At 62.7% G+C, this 18,786-nt stretch carries 13 protein-coding genes; 6 read left to right on the top strand and 7 right to left on the bottom strand.

The annotated features are described in order from the left end of the window. Window positions 1-191 precede the first annotated feature (191 nt). The gene (locus AAF358_02790) at window positions 192-1,247 is read left to right on the top strand and encodes a threonine aldolase family protein (GenBank protein MEM7704448.1); all 1,056 of its coding nucleotides are present in this window, start codon (window positions 192-194) and stop codon (window positions 1,245-1,247) included. Further along, complete coding sequence (locus AAF358_02785) at window positions 1,247-1,987, top strand: haloacid dehalogenase type II (protein MEM7704447.1); 741 nt, start codon at window positions 1,247-1,249, stop codon at window positions 1,985-1,987. The genes AAF358_02790 and AAF358_02785 overlap by 1 nt, the downstream gene beginning before the upstream one ends. 18 nt (window positions 1,988-2,005) lie before the next feature. Here the strand turns inward: AAF358_02785 and aceE are convergent, their stop codons facing one another. Next, window positions 2,006-4,702: a pyruvate dehydrogenase (acetyl-transferring), homodimeric type gene (gene aceE, locus AAF358_02780; GenBank protein MEM7704446.1), complete on the bottom strand. Its 2,697-nt coding sequence runs from the start codon at window positions 4,700-4,702 to the stop codon at window positions 2,006-2,008. Window positions 4,703-4,855: 153 nt separating this feature from the next. Here aceE and AAF358_02775 point away from each other — a divergent pair, with 153 nt between their 5' ends. Then, a complete protein-coding gene (locus tag AAF358_02775; protein ID MEM7704445.1) occupies window positions 4,856-5,677 on the top strand; it encodes an alpha/beta fold hydrolase in 822 nt (273 codons plus the stop codon). A gap of 168 nt (window positions 5,678-5,845) precedes the next feature. Here the strand turns inward: AAF358_02775 and AAF358_02770 are convergent, their stop codons facing one another. After that, window positions 5,846-8,680 (bottom strand): S8 family serine peptidase, encoded by a 2,835-nt coding sequence (locus AAF358_02770; GenBank protein MEM7704444.1) that lies wholly within the window; start codon window positions 8,678-8,680, stop codon window positions 5,846-5,848. On the opposite strand from AAF358_02770, the gene AAF358_02765 reads away from it, so the two are divergent. Next, a complete protein-coding gene (locus AAF358_02765; GenBank protein ID MEM7704443.1) occupies window positions 8,679-8,840 on the top strand; it encodes a hypothetical protein in 162 nt (53 codons plus the stop codon). The two genes, AAF358_02770 and AAF358_02765, sit on opposite strands and share 2 nt — an antisense overlap. A gap of 133 nt (window positions 8,841-8,973) precedes the next feature. On the opposite strand, the gene AAF358_02760 is transcribed toward AAF358_02765, so the two are convergent. The 3 genes from AAF358_02760 to AAF358_02750 all read right to left on the bottom strand — a co-directional run bounded on the left by AAF358_02760 (window position 8,974) and on the right by AAF358_02750 (window position 13,682). Further along, the gene (locus tag AAF358_02760; GenBank protein ID MEM7704442.1) at window positions 8,974-10,896 is read right to left on the bottom strand and encodes a hypothetical protein; all 1,923 of its coding nucleotides are present in this window, start codon (window positions 10,894-10,896) and stop codon (window positions 8,974-8,976) included. Window positions 10,897-11,197: 301 nt separating this feature from the next. After that, a complete protein-coding gene (locus tag AAF358_02755; GenBank protein ID MEM7704441.1) occupies window positions 11,198-12,382 on the bottom strand; it encodes an aminotransferase class V-fold PLP-dependent enzyme in 1,185 nt (394 codons plus the stop codon). Next, entirely contained in the window at window positions 12,363-13,682 is a 1,320-nt protein-coding gene (locus AAF358_02750) for a sodium-dependent transporter (protein ID MEM7704440.1), read from the bottom strand. The genes AAF358_02755 and AAF358_02750 overlap by 20 nt, the downstream gene beginning before the upstream one ends. Window positions 13,683-13,883: 201 nt before the next feature. Here AAF358_02750 and AAF358_02745 point away from each other — a divergent pair, with 201 nt between their 5' ends. Next, window positions 13,884-14,990 carry a CDGSH iron-sulfur domain-containing protein gene (locus tag AAF358_02745; protein ID MEM7704439.1) on the top strand — a complete coding sequence of 369 codons (1,107 nt, stop codon included), beginning with the start codon at window positions 13,884-13,886 and terminating at the stop codon, window positions 14,988-14,990. 44 nt (window positions 14,991-15,034) lie between these two features. After that, window positions 15,035-16,228 (top strand): pyridoxal phosphate-dependent aminotransferase, encoded by a 1,194-nt coding sequence (locus AAF358_02740; GenBank protein ID MEM7704438.1) that lies wholly within the window; start codon window positions 15,035-15,037, stop codon window positions 16,226-16,228. Between the two features lie 13 nt (window positions 16,229-16,241). Here AAF358_02740 and AAF358_02735 read toward each other — a convergent pair whose 3' ends face one another. Next, window positions 16,242-16,703, bottom strand: coding sequence for a VOC family protein (locus AAF358_02735; GenBank protein MEM7704437.1), 462 nt, complete (start codon window positions 16,701-16,703; stop codon window positions 16,242-16,244). After that, window positions 16,700-18,697 carry an enoyl-CoA hydratase-related protein gene (locus AAF358_02730; GenBank protein ID MEM7704436.1) on the bottom strand — a complete coding sequence of 666 codons (1,998 nt, stop codon included), beginning with the start codon at window positions 18,695-18,697 and terminating at the stop codon, window positions 16,700-16,702. Before AAF358_02730 ends, AAF358_02735 begins: the two co-directional genes overlap by 4 nt. Window positions 18,698-18,786: the final 89 nt, after the last annotated feature.

Raw genomic sequence — 18,786 nt, 5'->3', positions numbered from 1 at the left:
CTCGGTTTGTCACGGGTGTGTGTCGAAATTCGGAAAGGTGACGGGCTTATATCACGCCGCCGGTTGCCAAACCGTTCACCTCGGCCGCAGGCGCTCATCCGCCAACTGACCTCTTAGGAGCTCTGATCGGGGTTTGACTGAGTTAAACTCAGCGGCTCTGGCATCCGCCGATAACCTGATGATGTAACCCGATGATCCCACTGGTCAGCGATACCGAAACCCAACCCACGCCCGCTATGCGGGAGGTGATCGCTCGCGCCGAGGTTGGGGATGAGCAGAAAGGAGAAGATCCTACGGTTAACCGGCTGCTCGCGCGCACCGCCGAACTGCTGAGCCAGGAGGCCGCCCTGTGGCTGCCCGGGGGAACGATGTGCAACATGATCGCGATCAAGGTTCACACCCGGCCCGGCGATGTCGTGTTTGCCGACACGATGTCGCATATTTTCCGCGCCGAGTCCGGTGGGGCGGCGATCACCTCGTCCGTGATGCTGGAGCCGGTCGACAGCGAGCGGGGGATCTTTACCGCCGAGCAGCTTGACGAGGCCCGCGCCCGGGCCCAGGCCTGTCCCGAACCCTACGCGGCGCCCCTTGGGCTGGTCTGCGTCGAGCAGACGCATAACTTTGGTGGCGGCTGTGTCTGGACCGAAGACCAGCTGACCTCAGTTGCCGGAGCGGCGAAGACCCTCGGCATGCCCATCCATATGGACGGGGCGCGGCTGCTGAACGCGGCGGTGGCCAGCGGCGTGCCGGCCAGCCGATTCGGCGGGCTGATGGACAGCGTCTGGATCGATTTCACCAAAGGGCTTGGTGCACCGATCGGTGCAGTGCTCGCGGGCAGCCAATCTTTCGTGGACCAGGCTCGACGATATAAGCAGGCGTTTGGCGGCGCCATGCGTCAGGCGGGGATTGCCGCCGCGGGCTGCCTGCATGCGCTGGAACACCACGTCGAGCGGCTGGCTGAGGATCACCATCACGCTCGAGTGCTGGCGCAGGCCCTGGCCGGGATGCCGGGCGTTCTCGTCACAAACCCTCAGCCGGAAACCAACATGGTGTTCTTTCGCGTCGACCCGGGTCTGATTAGCCACGGCGAGCTGATCGCTACGCTGATGCAACAGGGGGTAGCGCTGGGAGACGCAGGAGCAGAGATCCGGGCGGTGACGCATCTCGATGTGACGAGCGAAGCGCTGGCTTCGGCTATCGACAAGATCCGAGACGTCTTGAGCGCCGCCGAGGCGAGGGTGGCCTGATGAAGCTCAGTGACTTCACAACGTTAAGTTTTGACTGCTACGGCACGCTGATCGACTGGGAGACCGGCATGCTCGACGCGCTGATGCCGCTGACCTATCAAGTGTCGCCCGCGCCGGACCGCAACGACATTCTGGCGGCGCACGGTGAAGAGGAAACGCGGCAGCAGCAGGCTAATCCAACGATGTCGTATGCCGAGACGCTCGCGGTGGTTTACCGGCGCCTGGCGGAACGCTGGCGAATCCGAGTCAGCTGGGACGAGTGTCTCGAATACGGCCGCAGCGTTGGCCGCTGGGACCCGTTTTCCGACACCGTGGACGCGCTGACCCAGCTGGCGGAACACTACCAGCTAGTGATCCTGTCAAACGTCGACAACAACCTGTTTGCGGAGACGGAAAAAAAGCTACGGGCGTCGTTCACCGCCGTGTTTACGGCCCAGGATATCGGCTCTTACAAGCCGGACGAGCGGAATTTCCAGTACATGCTGGAGCACCTCGAGGCCATGGGTACCCGTCGGGATCAGATTCTGCACACGGCTCAGAGCCTGTATCACGACCATGAGCCGGCGGCGAAGCTGGGGTTAGCGCGATGCTGGATCCACCGCCGTTTCGACAAGACCGGGCCCGGTGCGACGCTGGATCTCGCCGACGCACCACAGCCGGATTTCATGTTCAACTCGCTGGCTGAGCTCGCGGACGCCCACCGTGCAGAGCTAGCCCAGTCGAACCCGGACGGCGTCTAGCCTCCCAGGACCAGCAGGCTAGCCAGACTGATCGGGCCCGGACCGTTCCTGCCACGGTGCAGCTTCGGCGTCGGAAAGGGTCAGGTCGCGGGTCAGTCGCTCAAAATTCGCCCCGCTGAGCGAGCCCGATCGGCGGGCGGCATCCAGCGCGCAGAGCGACAGGTGGTCCCGGCTGACTTCAAAGAAGGTTCGCAGATCGCGGCGCGTGTCGCTGCGGCCATAACCGTCGGTACCCAGCGCGACAAACGGGCACTCCAGATAGGCCCCGAGCGGCTCCACGACCGCTCTCACGTAGTCAGTTACCGCGACCACCGGAGCTGAACCCGCCAGCTCCCGTTCCAGCGTGCTCGTCAGATCTTTGGGCCCGCCGTGCCGACGCTGTCGCGCCACCTCGGCGGCATCGCGAACCACTTCGCTGGCTGAGGTGAGGCTGAATAGCTCAACGCGAATCCCAGCCTCGGCCAGCCAGCGAGCGCTGGCCAACGCCTCGATAAAAATGGTCCCGCTGGCCACAACCCTCACCTGCGTTTCGCCTTCGGGTCCGAGGCGCGCATAACGGTAGAGGCCGGAAATGACCCGCTCGGGAGAGACGTGCTTCGGCATAGCGGGCTGTTCGACGTTCTCGTTGCCGACGGTCAGGTAGTAAAACTCGTCGACGGTCTGCTCCAGCATGCGGCGCGCGCCGTAATCGAAGATTGCGGCCACCTCGTAGCCGAACGCTGGGTCGTAAGCCCGGCACGCTGGTACCGTTGCCGCGATGAGCTGGCTGGTGCCGTCCTGGTGCTGCAGCCCCTCGCCCGACAGGGTGGTGCGACCCGCCGTGGCACCGATCAGAAAACCGCGGGCCCGCTGGTCGGCGGCGGCCCAGATGAGGTCCCCCACCCGCTGGAAGCCGAACACGCTGTAAAAGATGTAGATCGGCAGGAGCGCCAGGTCGTGGGTGCTGTAAGCGGTGGCCGCGGCGCTCCAGGATGACAGCGCGCCAGCCTCGGTGATGCCCTCCTCGAGCAGCTGGCCGTCGCGCGACTCGCGATACACCATCAGCGACTGCTGATCTTCCGGCTGATACTGCTGGCCGTCCGGTGAGTAGATGCCGATTTGCCTGAACAAACCGGCCATGCCGAAGGTGCGCGCCTCGTCGGCCACAATCGGGACGATCTTCGGGCCGAGCTCTGGGTCTTTTAACAGCTTGGAAAGGTGCCGCACCAGGACGCTCGTGGTCGATACCGGACGTTTACTGCCGGCCAGCGCAAAGTCGGCGGTGGCCTTGAGCTCCGGTACCGGCAGCGGCACCGAGCGGCGGCGGCGCTGCGGCAGGAACCCGCCGAGGCTGCGGCGTCGCTCCATCAGGTATTCGTACTCGGCGGTACCCGCTTCGGGGCGGTAAAAGGTCATGCTGGCCGCCTGATCGTCGGTCAGGGGCAGATCGAAGCGATCCCGATAGGCCAGGAGGTCTTCCGAGCCCAGTTTCTTCTGCTGGTGGCTGGTCATCCTCGATTCGCCGACCGTGCCCATACCAAAACCTTTCTTGGTCTTGGCCAGGATCACCGTCGGCTGATCCGAAGGCAAGCGCGCCTGCGCCATGGCGGCAAAAAGCTTCTTCGGGTCGTGACCGCCGCGGTGGAGCTGGTTGATCTCGTCCGGGGACAGGTGGGCGACCAGCTCGCGAAGCGCTGGATCGAGGGAGAAAAAGTGCTCGACGTTGTACTGGCCGTCGTTGGCGCCCAGCGTCTGGTACTGACCGTCGACCGTGTTGGCAAAATGTTTGGCCAGCACGTGATCGGTGTCGGCGGCAAACAAGGTATCCCAGTCTGAGCCCCACAGAACCTTGATCACCCGCCAGCCGGCGCCGGTAAACGTTGCCTCCAGCTCCTGAATGATCTGACCGTTGCCGCGCACCGGTCCGTCCAGCCGCTGCAGGTTGCAGTTGACGATGAAGGTCACGTTGTCCAGCCGCTCGCGGGCGGCTATGGAGAGCCCCGCAAGCGACTCCGGTTCGTCCATTTCGCCGTCACCGAAGACACCCCACACGTGCCGTCCAGTGGTGTCGGCCAGGCCGCGCGCGTGCAGGTAGCGCATGAAGCGCGCCTGGTAAATCGCTGCCAGCGGGCCGATGCCCATGGAGCCGGTGGGGAACTGCCAGTAGTCCGGCATCAGCCACGGATGGGGATACGCGCTCAGGCCCTGGCCGGCGGCTTCCCGGCGAAACTTGAGCAGCTTGTCCTCATCGAAACGTCGCTCGACAAAAGAGCGTGCATAAATGCCGGGCGAGGAATGCGGCTGGTAGAACACCAGGTCGCCGCCGCCGGCGGCTTCCGGGCCGCGGAAAAAATGATGGAAACCGGTCTCGAAGATTTCCGCTGCCGACGCATAGGTGGCGATATGCCCGCCGAGCTCGGCGTGGGCCTTGTTGGCCCGACTGACCATACACAGCGCGTTCCACCGCATCATGGCGGTGAGCCGTTGCTCGATCGCGAGGTCGCCCGGGTAGGGCGGCTGGTCGTGCAGGTCGATAGAGTTCAGGTAAGCGGAAAAGCGGGCGGGCGGCCCGTCCACACCCTGCTCGCGGGCGTAGGCGTCCAGCGTGCCCATGAGAAAGCGGGCACGCTCAGGTCCGGCGTGGCGGATGACCGACGCCAATGAGTCCAGCCAGTCCTGCGTCTCTTCTGGATCGGTATCGTCAGTATTTTCAAACAGCGGATCGAATTGTTTCACAACATAACCTTGCTCGGGCGCAGAGCCCCAGGGTGTTGTAACTCTCCCCAGGTCCTCTGACAAACGAATTCTACGGATGATTCCATGCAGCAAAATCATGCCGAGCTGCTGCGATTGCCCCTAAACTGACGCCGCGCTTAAGGAGACATCCTCATGACCACCATCGATCGTCACTTTGTCCGGCTCGCAGAGGGCTTGGTGCACTACCGCGAGGCTGGCGCAGATCAGCCAGGCCTGCCGATCCTGATGATGCACGCTTCACCCGCCAGCTCGGTGTTTCTCGAGCCGCTGATGATGGAGCTGGGCCAGACCCGTCGCGTGATTGCGCCCGACACCCTGGGCAACGGCGACTCGGCCCCGCCCCTGCAGGACTCACCCGCGCTCCCGGACTACGCCGACAGCATGGCGCGATTCCTAGCTGCCCTCCATATTGAACGCTGTGACGTCTACGGAACGCATACGGGTTCTCACATCGGCGTCGAGCTAGCCCTGGCGCAGCCCGAGCGTGTGGCTCACCTGGCGATGCACGGAATTGCGGTTCTCTCGGACGAGGAGCGCGAAGAATTCTTAACACACTACGCGCCGCCGCAGGCGCCCGACGACATCGGGGGACAGTTCAATTGGGCGTTTCACTACGTTCGGGACCAGATGATCTTCTATCCTCACTTCCGCAAGACGCCCGCCCATATCCGATTCGGTGGTCACCTCGAGCCTGAGTTTCTGCACACGCTGGTGGTTGGGCTGCTGAAAAACCTGACCCACTACCACAAAACCTATCACGCCGTGTTCCGCCACCCCATCATCGAGCGGCTGGCGCTGCTGGGAGTACCCGCCTGCCTGCTGACCCACGCTGACGATCCGCTGCGGGATGCAACCGAGACGGTCTCCGCGCGGGTGTCGCAGGTTGAGGTGCTGGACCTGTCGGACCCAACGCCGGGCACCGAGGCGAAGACGCTGGTGCGCTGGCTGGCATAAAAAAACGCCGCGAGCGTTAAAGCTCGCGGCGCTGTTGCTGCGGCACTTGCCAGTGCCTCCTCCTAGTTCATATGCGCTCGCCAGCGCCTCCTCTCAGAAAGGCGGCGCAGCGGTGCGGGGTGATGCTCCGCTGCGCCTGGTGAGGTGCATGAATGCACCCAAAGTTGATCAATCGTCGTTGAGCTCCAGGCCGTTGCCGCGGTGCTGATACAGCGCGTTGGCGTTGACCACGTTGTTGGCCCAAAGGTAGCCATTGGCCCAGAGGTAACCGTTGGCCCAAAGGTAGCCGTTGGCCCAGAGATAGCCATTGGCCCAGAGATAGCCGTTAGCCCACAGATAGCCGTTGGCCCAGAGATAACCGTCGGACCAGACGTAGCCGTCAGAGGCTGAGTAGCCGTTGGCCCAGAGGTAACCGTTGGCCCACAGGTAGCCGTTGCCCCAGACCTCGTCACCCCACAGCAGGGCGGTGTCCTGAATGGTGATCACCTCACCCTCGTCAGAGCGGCCCATCTTGGGTGACAGTGCGTCACTGAAGACAAACCCGCCTTCGTTCAGGGCTGCCTGCACGTCCAGCACCCCGGCGCCGGCGTAAGTCGGGTCCTCATTCACCTTGCGGGCAGAGCGCATCAGGCGAGCTTTGACGGTCGCAGGCTCCAGGCTCGGGTCCTTCGATAGCATCAGGGCAGCGGCGCCGGAGACGGCTGCGGCCGCCATGCTGGTGCCGGAGAGCTCCATGTAGTTGTCGTCGCAGTCCGAGCATCCCTCGAGGCGCTCCGACAGGTCGGACGTCAGCTTGTCCCCGAGGCTGACCGAGGCCACCCACTTGTTCCCGGGAGCCACCAGATCGGGCTTGAGAAAGTGGTCGATGGCCGTCGGGCCTCGCGACGAATAGGTTGAGGTGTAGTCGTCACCGAAGCTGGTGGTACCGTTATCCGTAATGGATCCCACGGTGATCACCTTCGGGGAGTTACCCGGGCTGGTAATCGTGAAGTGACCCTCCCGGCCGAAGTTGCCCGCGGAGACCACCACGGTGATGCCGGCGTCCCAGACGCGCTCCACGGCTTGAACCAGCGGATCGGTTTCCGCCGATTCGTTGACCGGCTTGCCGAGCGACAGATTGACGACACGAATGTTGCGGTCGTCAGCGTTTTCGAGCACCCATTCCAGCCCCGAGATCACCTCAGCAACGGTTCCTCGGCCCGTGCTGTCCAGCACGCGCACCGGATGGATCTTGGCGCCGGGCGCAACACCCTTGAAGTCCTGGCTGGGCGCGTAGTCACCCTTGCCGCTGATCACGCCGGCGACGTGGGTGCCGTGTCCAAAACCATCGTGCTGCGAGCTGCTGGCGACGTCTACGTCAACCGAGACGTTGTCCAGATCGAAGCTTTGACCAGGCACCATGTTCCAGGCGCTGAAGCCGAACTGGACGTAGTGCTCGCCGGCGAACTGCGAAGCGTCGACCACGTGAGTCGTCCAGTCGCTGTTGCCCTGGGGATAGACGCGGTCCAGCGGCGTCCAGCCGTGCTGGTTGGACCAGCCCCAGATGTCGACGCCAGCCTGATTGTTGCTGCCGCTCGGTGCAGTGCCGCGCCAGTCGAAGCGCAGGGTCACCGACTGCACGCCACTCAGGTTGACCGCGCGCTTAATCGCATTCCAGTCGGGTGAATGGCCCAGGCGTGCAAAAAACCCGCCGTTGCCGTCACTGACCAGACGGATGTCGCCACGATTGTGATGGTTGTCGTCCTGGTCTTCCTCCCAGGAATATGACCAGTTCATGACGCCGTCCTGGTTGCTGTAGGAGCGGTTGTCGAAGCGATCGGAAAAGCCACCGCTCAGCTGAGTGGACACCACGGCCACGTTGTCGATCTCGACGTACTGGTCGTCAAAGCCGTTAAAACCGAAACCGATGTTGGTTTCTTCGGCAATGTAGGGTGTCAGGTCGATTTCCGCGTTGGTGAAGTCGGTGCTCTTATCGATCGGGAACTGGTAGATCACCGACCAGCCGGCGTTCGCCGACCACTGCCAGACGTCGAGCATGCCGTCTCGGGCACCTTCGGGATGATGAGCGCGCCAGTCAAAGCTGAGATACGCGGTGCGCGCGCCGTCCAGGTTTACCAGCCGGCTCAGGGTGGTATAGCCATCGTCGACTTTTAGCCGCGCGACGTAGTCGTGATCCGGATCGTAGACCAGGCGTACGTCGCCGCTGTGCGGACTGTTGTCGTCATGATCCTCATGCCACCGCCAATTGAACAGTGCGTCCCCTTCGTTGGCTTCGTAGCCATTGCTGGCGAAGCTATCGAAGCGCTGCAGGGCGTTGGTGGCCGGAATAATCTCGACCGGATCCTCCACGTCGAGATCGCTGTGCTGCGCAACGCCAGAATCCAAGACCGCTACCCCGACATTGCTGGCCGGAAACGCATTGGGACTGGACGCTGAGGGCAGGTTAACGGCAGCGCGAGCGCTGCGCGACATGGCTGCCACCGAATCGTTGGCGCTAAAGCCGACCACGTCATTGCTGGCCAGCAGCAGCTCTTCGGTTTGTGCCGGCAGCCTGACCTCAACCATGTTCAGCGTGCCGAACTGGCGGATGACCTCACCGCCGAGATCGTTGACCTGACAAGCGATGGCATCGAAAGATTCTGCCTTGTAGGAAACCACCAGTTCCGCCTGCTCCGGCTGCGAAACGGCATGAAACTGGCCGGCCGGCGGCGCTGGAATAGCCGGGACGCTGGGCCGCTCAGGTGCCGCAATCGCCGGCGCCGTGAACTCAACCGGGCTCACGACTAAAGACGATGCCGGCCGCTCGGTCGCCGCCTTGGTCGAAGCCTCAACGGCAGCGCTAAGGGCCGTTTGCCGGGAAGCCACCGGACCTGGTGTCTGTAGCTGCTTGGCGGCGGCGATGGTGGTCCGCGGGTCAGCGGCTCCTTCGGACTGCGGCTTTAGCGCCTGGTAGGCGACCGAGAGCGCGACGGCTGCGGTGGCGGTGACCAGATAACAATTCATGACTGACTTCCTGTCGGTGTCGATGCTGTCCGACATGTCGCAAGGCCTGTGCCAACAATCCATCTACTGGGCAGAAACGAAAAAAATCAATCAAAAACAACGGCTTTCGAGCGTTCGAGAATCGATTGAGCAACGAGGAGAAAAAGTGGTGGAGGGTTAATTTCGGCGGTTTGCACGCAAAAAGCGGCGTCTGCCCAAAAATGTGGTGTCTCAGCAAGCGCTGGTTTAAGGAAATCCTTTTGGTGGGTTGCCGATGTGAGTGTGGCCGCGTGGCCCGCGCCGCTTGGCGCAGCTCAGGGGGAGGCGCCGGCACCAGCAAACGGGTTTTCTCGGTCCTCAAATCCGTCACCGAAGAGAACGCTTCGCCGAGACACCTCGAAGTTGACCTCGGCGCCGTTCAGCAGATCGATGGATTCGACCACTGTTGTGGGCGCCGTCCAGGCCGTCGAGATCACGTTGAGCGTCATCTGATCAAAGTCTGTGACGAGTATCCGATATGCGCCATCTGTGGGTGAGGAGAAACCCGCCGAGTTGTCCTCGCCAAGGATAAAAACACCGCCGACCGGGTTCCCGCTACCCGCTTCGGTCACCGTTCCCCGGATCAGCAACGCCGGCGAGCAGACCACCGCGTCCGGCTGCAGCGAGTTAATCTCGTAGCGAATGGGGGCTGCCGGCGAAACGGTCGGGTTCTCGCAGTTTCGCAGACGGACAAAGCTGTCGATGATCGGCGGAATCACCAGTCGCTCGCGTGTCGCGCAGGAGCCGAATGTCTCGGTGGGCTGCGCCATGGGATCAGCCAGCGCGGCCTGCGGGTAGTATTCGACAATGGGCGCAAAACGCGGATCATCGGAGGAAACGACCAGCGCAGCGTTGCCGGTTTCGCCCCAGTAGTTGGGGATATCGCAGGGGACGCCGCCGTAGAGCCAGTCTTCGTCATCCGGCACGTGAAAGGTGCGAAAGCTCCCGGCCGGCCCGTTTTGACCAAGGTCGGCCCGGCTGGGCAAATTGTCGTTTTCGAATGGGTCAGCCCCGTCAGCGCTCAGTCTGGGTGGCGGTCCCTGCAGGCCGCTGATGTTCTGGAAAAGCTGGATGCGCGCCCAACGACCCAGTGGGTCTTCAACGCCGCCTGTGGTTTGGTCATCGACAAAAAAGTTCAACAGCTGATCGGCATCGGGCAGCGCGTCTTGCGCATTATCGATCACAAAAAGTTTGAACTCGGCGTCCAGCCGGATCCTAACGAGGTTGTCGATCCGCTCCACGACCAGCGACTGCCATGCGCCCTCGGCCAGATCTGATTGACCGCTGCTGGTGAACGGGAAGAAGCTGAGCTCCCCGTTGTTGGCATAGATGCCGTTGTCCGATTTCAGGTTCTTGAAGTCGAGTAGCTTGCGGAACCCCTGAGTGTCGTCCAGCCGCAGCAGGGCGGAAAGCACAAAATTGCCGGCGGGGATGAGTACAGAGGTCGGCAAGGCAACCCCGCCTGCCATATCGTGGGTGGGTACCAATCTGCCGTCGATCAGCTCATTGCTGGTACTGCCGAGGCTGGGGCCCGACAGCGGAGGCACGTTGTCGCCGTTGCCCTGGCCGCCGTTGCCAGCCTGATAGTCGGCGATCCGGTTTGGCGTTGGATTCAGAAAACTGGCGACAAAAGCAACGTCGCCAGGACCGGACGCCAATGACAGCGAACCCGACTCTGGCGCTGCGCAGTTGCTGTCCAGGATCGGTTGGCCGGCCGGATAATCATCGTCGCCCGACGCGGCACTGACCACCGCGGTGGCGCATTCGCTGAACACGGCAAACACCGGTTGATCGAACGGCAGCTCAAGCGGATCGATGCCATAGTCGCACGCCTGGCCCGGCCCACCGTCGCCGCGACAAATCCTGAGCGTTGCGCTGGCAAGCGCTCCCTCGCCAGACGTGGCCTGGGACGCGCTCGGCAGCTGGGCGAAGAAATGAATCATCGCCGGCGCCTGGGCGTCCGTCGCAATCCTTAGCGCAATGCCGCTCAGATAGGCCTGCCCGTTAAGCCCTAGCGGCGGGAACTGCTCGGACGGGAGGATGCGGTCGTCCGGCGTTACGCCGGGGCTGGACGGCACAAACACCTGACCCCGAAACTGGGCCGATCCGTTTTCCTGAATCGTGCCAATTTGATAGCTGGCTGCCGGTTCCGTCAGGAACAGCAGGGTGCAAACCAGCCCGAAAAAACGCTTCGTCAAACGACCACTCCCCTAAACCTGCTGCCCAAGCTAACGCGTATTGGGGCTGAGGCAAAGCTGAGGGGGGTCGGTTGCCGGATCAAGCGACTTGGGGCCTCAATTTCGCAAAGGCCGCATGGCAAGAGCCAACGACCCCTCGCTCTCAGGCGCTCAAACTTCACCGCTGCCGGTCGACACTTTCAAACTGCCGTTTTGGCAGAATTAGGGTGACGTGTCGTCGGTTCCTGCTGCTCGTCATAACGCTGGTCACGTTGCCAGCCGCCAGCCACAAATTGGTTCTGCTGGTGCCCGATCTACTTAGTCAGCCTTTCGCCAGCAGCGATGCTTCGGCCTGCAGCGCCAGTTCCAGCTGCTCGACGTCCGCGGCGTTGTTGTAAAAGTGTGGTGCGACTCGGATATTGTTATCGCGCTCGGTGAGAATCACGCCGCGCGCTTCGAGACGCTCGACCAGGGCCGGGGCATCCGTAGAGCGGATGGCAAGCATGGCGCCATGGTGATGATCCGGAGTCACAAGGTGCCAGCCGTTGCGAGCCACCATTTCTTTGAGCAGATCGGTTACGGCCGCGATGTTGGCCTCCACCGTCTCCATGCCGACATCCAGCAGCAGCTTGAGTCCAGCCTCCGCCGCAAATAGGCCAACGGCGTTTGGCGTGCCCGCCTCGAAGCGGCGCGCCGTATCGTGCGGCTCGTGATGATAAATGTCCATGGCGTAGGGATTGGACTGCGCGAACCAGCCGGTGGCGATTGGCTGCAGCCCGTTTCCTCGGGCGTCCCGGACGTACATGAAGCCAGTGCCCGCGCCGGCCAGCAGATACTTGGTACAGCCGCCGACCAGAAAATCTGCGCCGGACGCGCTGACGTCATAGGCGCGTGTCCCGATCGCCTGGTAGGCATCGACCAACACGAGGGCGCCCCGGGCATGCGCCAGTTCGATGATCGGATCGATATCGGTCCAGACGCCGTTGCGGTAGCAGACCAGCGGGACCTGGACCAGGAGCGTCTGCTTGTCGATCAGTTCATCGAACCGCGCCATGTTCAGCGCTGTGCCGGAATCGTCAGCCTTCACCCGCTTCACCTTCGCGCCGCGCCCTTCCTGCGCCAGCAGGATCTGGGCGGTGGTCGGGAAATCGAAGTCGGTCGTAACAATATTCCGGCGGGGGCCGTCAAAATCAAACGCCGACAGCAGCGTATTGAGCGACTGACTGACCGACGTTGAGATCGACACGTCGTTAGGGTCACAGCCGAGCAGCTCACCCAGCATCTGACGGGTGTTCTCAGCTTTGTCGACGTAAATATCCCAGCGCGCACCCTGCGCGTGGCGGATGTTCATGTATTCCTGAAGCGCCGCTTCAACCTCGACGGACAGCGGCCCGTAGGAGCACGCGTTGAAGTATGTTTTGCTGGCGAGGATCGGGAAATGGGCGCGCAGCACTTCCACGGCGTCGGCCGGTGCAGCGGCCAGAGAGCTAGCTGGTGATGGTGTCATAGATAGAACCCGCAACAATCGAAAACAGGGCGATCGGAATAAGGTAGCGCATCCAGAGAAAAAGCATGTGATGACGCCGTCCTGCCTGACCGCCGCTGAAGATCTCCGCCAGCGCGTCAGAGCGCGTGTACGACCAGGTGATCGCGATGACCGCCAGCATCCCGCCGGTCACCATGAACCACGAGCCGATAATCAGATCGAGCGGGCCGATAATTTCGGGACGCCAGGCCGGCCAGGCGATGAGCGCCGTCTCAGCCAGTCCGATCAGGATCAGCAGTCGCGCCCGGCCCAGCCGCGCGCCAATGCGCTGCTCGCCCAACGATACGGTGACGACCTGAAATACCGCGACAACCGACAGGAAAGCCACGAGCGACAGCGCGAGCAGCAGCAGCGACCCCACCCAGCGGCCGTTGTCCATCTGCGCCAGCAGGGTCGGTACCGTGTCAAAAAGCAGAGTCGGGCCTGAATCGAGCGGCAGGCCGAACACCATGATGGTCGGCACGATGAACACCGCGGCCAGCACGGAGGCTGAGGTGTCGCCGGCGGCGGCGATCAGCGCCAGCGACCCGACCTTCTGGTTCTCGCTGATGAATTTCCCATAGACCATGGCGAAGGTGGCGCCAAGCCCGAGCGAGAAGAAGCACTGGCCCAGCGCCGCCGACAGTTCCCGGATGCCGATCTGGGAGAAGTCGGGTCGCATGAACTCGGCTACGGCTTCCCTGGCGCCCGGCAACGTCAGCGCCACGTAGCCGAGATACACTGCGACCAGGAAAAAAAAGGGCACAAACGTGTCACTGACCCGCTCGATGCCGCCCTTCAGGCCGCGCCAGATTACGAACAGTGCGGCCCAGAGGACGGCCACTGCCACGAGATATTGCTGTCCCTCGCTCGCCAGGCTCGCGGCGAATTCACCCAGGTTGCCGTCGCTAAAGCCGTAGATCATCGAAAACCAGGCGCTGTAAAAGACGTTGGCCACCACAAGCGTGTAATAAGAGCCGGCGACAAAAACCGAGGCCACCAGCACGTAGCCGAGGAACCGGCCAAACGGGCCAAAGCTCTCCGTGAGCACCGTGATTGTTGCGCCCCGCTTGCTGCGAGCCAGCGCCAGTTCACACATCATGGCCGGGACGGCAATCACCACCATCAGCACGATAAACACGAGCAGAAACGCGCTGCCCCCGTTGGTGCCCATCATGTAAGGAAAGCGCCAAACGTTGCCCAGACCCAGCGCGACGCCGAGCAGCGTCATGACGGTCGTGAGAAAAGAAGAGAAGCGGGCTTTTTCCGATTTTTCCTGCATGCCTTTTATGTGTGGTCTGGGCCTAAAGCGATGCGGCGGGCGCGTAGGGGTGATTAAGAACCCCTGCGGTGACCGCGGCGCAGAGCGCGCATGGTAGCAGGCCGCGGATGGTGATGGGTTGGCGCGGCGTTGCTTTACAAGGGTTTTCCGGGCCGGCTAATCCGCGTATTCTGGGATGCTGCAACACCCGAGGGACTCGTCGTGGGACAGACGTCGGAAGCACCAGAAAAACCCGTCGAGGAAAACCTGTCTACCGCTGAACTGCCGGCGATCGCCGACGTCAAGCCAAGCTATCAGGAGCTTCGCCAAGGGCGGAAGTATTTCTGGTGCGCGTGCGGTCTGTCGAAGCGGCAGCCGTTCTGTGACGGTTCCCACAAGGGCACGGGCATTGAACCGGTGATGTACGAGGGGCAGCATGATGGTGAAGAGGTGCTGTTCTGCAACTGCAAAAAGACCCAAGATGGCCCCCACTGCGACGGCAGCCACAACGCCATTCCCGGTGCTTACCTGCTCGATGATCCGGGCAGCCCTGAAAATCGAGCGATCCCGCTGCGGCGCTTCGATGCCGCAACGTCGGCCTCAGCGCTCGACGACAACTGCTACGTTTTTTCCACCTCCCGCGCGGGTCGGTTCAAGGAGACGGGCTTAAGCTACTGCCGGGTGATCTCACCGGCCCAGGGCGCCGTTTATCAGTCCCAGTTTCACGCGCTGGCCGACCAGCGAACCGACTTCATCAGCTTCGGGGATCGGCATGTCGTGCTGTTCATCTCGGCGGGTCGCGGCACGATCAACATCGGCGGGAAACTGATGGACATCGAGGCCGACAGCGGCGTCTATATCCGCCCCGGAGAAGATTTTCAGCTGCACCCTGAGATCCAGCTGGAGGTTTACATCTCCGCCTGCTCGGCTGCCGATGAGCCGCAGTTTTCACCGACACAGGCGTCGGTTTTTGACGCTGATCACCCCCAGCGTCGTGTGTCGGTCGACGCCGGGAAACGCGATGAGATGGGGCCGCGCTATTTCCAGATGCTGGTCGACAAAACGATTGGCTCAGACGTGGCCACGCAGTTCATCGGCCACATCCCCGAGTCCAAGGCTGCACCGCACCGGCATCTCTATGAGGAGGCGCTGATCATTTTGCGCGGAGAAGGAATGATGTGGACCGAAACCGGGCGGGCACCGGTGGAGGCCGGCGACGTCATTTTTCTACCGGCCAAGTGCGAGCACTCGCTGCAGGCAACGAACGAAGCCGGGATGGACGTTGTCGGGGTCATCTATCCCGGTGACAATCCTTCGATTAACTACTGACCGTCGGCCGGGAACGCCGGGGGCACCGTCCAGGGAAACTCGCTATGAAGTGGCCAGCCAACCGTATTGCCGAGAGCACGCCGTCCAGTTTCGGCATGTATCAAAAAGCTCGTCAGCCAAAATACGCCGGCGTCGATCTGATTCATCTCGAGGTCGGCAAGCCGAATTTCGATACGCCAACCCACATTAAGGAGGCTACCAAGAAGGCCCTGGACGACGGCGTGGTCCACTATGGGGAGTTTCCCGGCGAGACGGTGCTGCGCGAGGCGATTGCCGATCGCCTGCGAAATGAGAAAAAGCTTGATGTCGACCCGGGTCAGATCATCGTCACCAATGGCCTCACCCACGCGTCGTTCGCGGTGTTTTTCGCGGCGATTGATCCCGGTGACGAAGCCATTATCCTGGAACCCTATTATCCGCAGCACATTAGCAAGATCGAGCTTGCCGGCGGCGTGCCGGTGTTTGCGCCGCTGGACCGGGAAAACGGGTATACCATCGACGCCGCGGCCATCGAAGCCAGAATCACACCGCGCACGCGCATGATCCTGCTGGTGAACCCGTCGAATCCGACCGGCCGGGTCTACACCCGCGAGGAGCTGCAGTCGGTTGCTGATCTGGCCATCAAGCACGACCTGCTTGTGCTGAGCGACGAGGTCTACGAGGAAATTGTCTTCGACGACGTTGAGCACGTCAGCATCGCCTCGCTGCCCGGCATGGCTGAGCGGACGTTTAGCCTGTTTGCCTTCACGAAGTCCCACGCGATGGACGGCTGGCGCCTCGGCTATATCGCTGCCAACCCGAGCTTCATTCCGGCGCTGCTGCAGATCACCATCGCCGACGTGACCCATGTAAACGTGTTTTCCCAGTACGGCGCGCTGGCGGCGCTGACCGGCGACCCGGCACCGCGCGCCGCGATCCATGCCGAGGACACGCGGCGCCGAGATCTGACGGTTGCTGGACTGAACGCGTTGACCGGCGTCGAGTGCCGCGCGCCCGAAGGATCGGTCTATGCCTTCCCCGACATTCGAGGCACGGGCCTGTCCTCGCAGGATTTTGCCGACGAGATGCTCGATCATGCCCACGTGGTGGTTGAGTCCGGCACCTTCTATGGACCCATGGGGGAAGGCCACGTGCGCCTGTGCTTCGGGTCTGAGCCCCATGAGCGTATCGAAGAAGCGCTCGACCGAATGGCGAAATATCTAAACAGCGGTTTCGCCCAGGTCAGGGCGGGAGGCTAGTGCCGCCGGGCCGTCAGGCGTCGCTGTACTCCACCAGCTCGATGGGATAACCGTCGGGGTCGTGGACAAAAGCGAGCCGCATGCCCGGGCGAACGATCTTGATCTGAGCTTCGCCCTCCGGCCCAGCGACGCCCTCGCTGGTTAGCCGTTCGGTTAGCGCCTCCAGATCGTCAACCACCAATGTCAGAAACGTATCAGCCAGCCGTGAACATTGCTCTGATCTGACGGCAGCCCGGTCCGACTGAGGGCCGGATCGTTTCAAAAGCTTAATCACCGTTCCGCAAGGGGCGATGAAGCGGTAGATAGTGAAGCCCTCTCTCGCTACGCCGGTTCGTGCGCCGACGTCGGCGCTGATCGAGATTTCCCGCTGAGGCTCAAGGCCCAGATAGTCGCCGTAGAAGGTCTTCGATGTCTCGAGATTGCTGACGATGATGCCCAGCTCCAGAGGTTTGAGGATCTGCGGCCCGCTGCTCATCCGGTCTTGGCGAAGTCGGGCTTGCGCCGTTCCAGGAAGGCATCAATACCTTCGCGCGCGGCGGCGGTCATGCCGGTGTCCCCGAAAGCGTGATAGCCGATTTCAAGCGCGTCGTTGAGGCTGCTGGCTCCCGCAGCATCGGTGATGGCCCTGGCCATGATCTGGGCCACCTCGGCGCTGAAGCGAGTCTCCGCGCTGACGGTTTCCACCGAGACCGGCGCATCCAGCGAGGGCTTGCCCTGCTCGTTGATGATAGTTGCTGCAGCCAGCGCCTGGTCAAAAAGCTCGCTCGGCGTGCCGGCCAGCGATTGCACGACGCCCAGGCTCTCGGCTTTCTCGGCCGACAGCCGCTCGGCCCTCATGATCATGTCGTGGAACGTGGTGGCAGCGCTCGGGTGGCGCCGATAGGGCACGGCCAGGGCGCCGATGCCCGGGGCAATACCGAGCGAGATCTCGGGAAACTGCAGGTACGCGCTGTCCATCATGACCATTGCGTCGCACCGCAGCGCAAGCTCCAGTCCGCCGCCGAGAGCGAACCCGTTGAGCGCGGCAATGATCGGCTTGCTGCAGGTGTCCATGCGTAGCAGTAGGCGCGAGCAGGCCCGGGCGTATTCCACGCACGCGTCGTGGTCGCCTAAGAGCTGTGGAAAGCGCCCGATATCCGCGCCGGAACAGAAGGCCTGGGTCCCGTAGCCGGTGATAATGATGGCGTTGATCTCCGGGTCGGCCTCCGCGCGCTCCAGCTCCACCAGGATTTCGTCGGTCATCTCGTCGTGCAGCGCGTTGAGCGCGTCGGGCCGGCGCAGCGTGATCAGCGCCGCATCGCGAAAGTGATCCACGCCAATAAAGCGGCGCGCCTTCATGGCCGTCTCAAGCGCTGAGTCACCGCGCGGCATCGCGGGCTTCCATTGCGCAAACTCGTCGGCGATGCGCGTGACTTCGTCTCCGCCGAGCTGCTGCATCATCGCGAGGGGGCCATCGCGGAAGCCAAAGGCCAGGCGGCACCCAAGGTCGAGATCTTCGGGCGCGCCGATGTTGCGGCTCAGTATGTCGGCGCTCTGGGAAAACAGAATGCCGAGCAGGCGATCGCTAATCCGGCGGGCCAGCACCGGGTCCACCTCGATGGGCCCCGCCGGCGGCACCGTCTCCCACCGCGGATCCGACTCGAACACCGCAGCGGGCGCGTAGTGGTCGCCTTCCTCTTCCTGCTGCAGCCGGTTTGTCTCGATAATGATCGGGTTGCCGTTGGCGAGGTTCAGCACGTGAAACGGACCGGCGTGAACGTACGCCATCGCCACGCTGTCAATCTGTGAGGGTGTTGCCTCGTCCAGCAGCAGAGCCGCCTCGTTGCACCAGTTGTCGAAAATCCGGTCGAGCATGAAGCAGACGTCGTCGGAGGTCATCATCGGCGTCTTGCTGGTGGCATAGAAAATCCAGCGCAGCGCGGTGATCACTTCTGGATCAGCCCCGTGCCAGTCGATCACTTCGACCGCGGGGTTCTTGAAGGCCGGGGCAAAAAAGTGAGTCACCGTGGCCCGCTCGGGATGGTCGAGGCGGGAGAACATCCGTTCGGCCGGCAGTGAGCTGGTATTCGAAGTGATCATAGCGTCAGGCTCAACCACCGCCTCGATGTCAGAAAAGATCCGGCGCTTCAGCTCCAGGTTTTCCGTGGCGGCTTCGATCACCCAGTCGCAGCCGGCCAGCTTGCCGTAGTCGGTGCTGGCGGTCAGGTGTTTGACGACGTCCTCGGCCTGCGCGGGGCTAAGCTTGCGCCGGTCCAGGCCCTTTTGAGCGTAGGCCTCGATGCGTTCGATCGCCCGGCCTAGGGCGTCCTCGACCACGTCGACCATGACGAGCTCGAGCCCGGGAATGGCGCTCTTGAGGTAGTAGCCGATATCCGGACCGATCGTGCCGCAGCCGATAATCCCGACACGCCGGGGCATCTTTTCCGGAGCCGGGGACAGGGCCGGGTTGAATGTGTAACTAACGGACATGGCGTGCGGGACTCTCTCGTGGTTGGGGTGGCCACCAAAAACAACGAAGCGTTAAGGACGTTACCGAGCAGCGGCCAAGGGCTTTCCGC

The sequence above is a fragment of the Pseudomonadota bacterium genome (genome assembly GCA_039033415.1).
Classification (GTDB): Bacteria; Pseudomonadota; Gammaproteobacteria; order Xanthomonadales; family SZUA-38; genus JANQOZ01.
This window is presented reverse-complemented; position numbering and strand designations above follow the sequence as displayed.

Bases quoted from the DNA above. Each gene is read 5' to 3' on its own strand.
- AAF358_02770 (MEM7704444.1), bottom strand. From the start codon at position 8,680: ATGAATTGTTATCTGGTCACCGCCACCGCAGCCGTCGCGCTCTCGGTC.
- AAF358_02730 (MEM7704436.1), bottom strand. From the start codon at position 18,697: ATGTCCGTTAGTTACACATTCAACCCGGCCCTGTCCCCGGCTCCGGAA.
- AAF358_02785 (MEM7704447.1), top strand. From the start codon at position 1,247: ATGAAGCTCAGTGACTTCACAACGTTAAGTTTTGACTGCTACGGCACG.
- AAF358_02740 (MEM7704438.1), top strand. From the start codon at position 15,035: ATGAAGTGGCCAGCCAACCGTATTGCCGAGAGCACGCCGTCCAGTTTC.
- AAF358_02750 (MEM7704440.1), bottom strand. From the start codon at position 13,682: ATGCAGGAAAAATCGGAAAAAGCCCGCTTCTCTTCTTTTCTCACGACC.
- AAF358_02765 (MEM7704443.1), top strand. From the start codon at position 8,679: ATGACTGACTTCCTGTCGGTGTCGATGCTGTCCGACATGTCGCAAGGC.
- AAF358_02735 (MEM7704437.1), bottom strand. From the start codon at position 16,703: ATGAGCAGCGGGCCGCAGATCCTCAAACCTCTGGAGCTGGGCATCATC.
- AAF358_02755 (MEM7704441.1), bottom strand. From the start codon at position 12,382: ATGACACCATCACCAGCTAGCTCTCTGGCCGCTGCACCGGCCGACGCC.
- AAF358_02790 (MEM7704448.1), top strand. From the start codon at position 192: ATGATCCCACTGGTCAGCGATACCGAAACCCAACCCACGCCCGCTATG.
- AAF358_02775 (MEM7704445.1), top strand. From the start codon at position 4,856: ATGACCACCATCGATCGTCACTTTGTCCGGCTCGCAGAGGGCTTGGTG.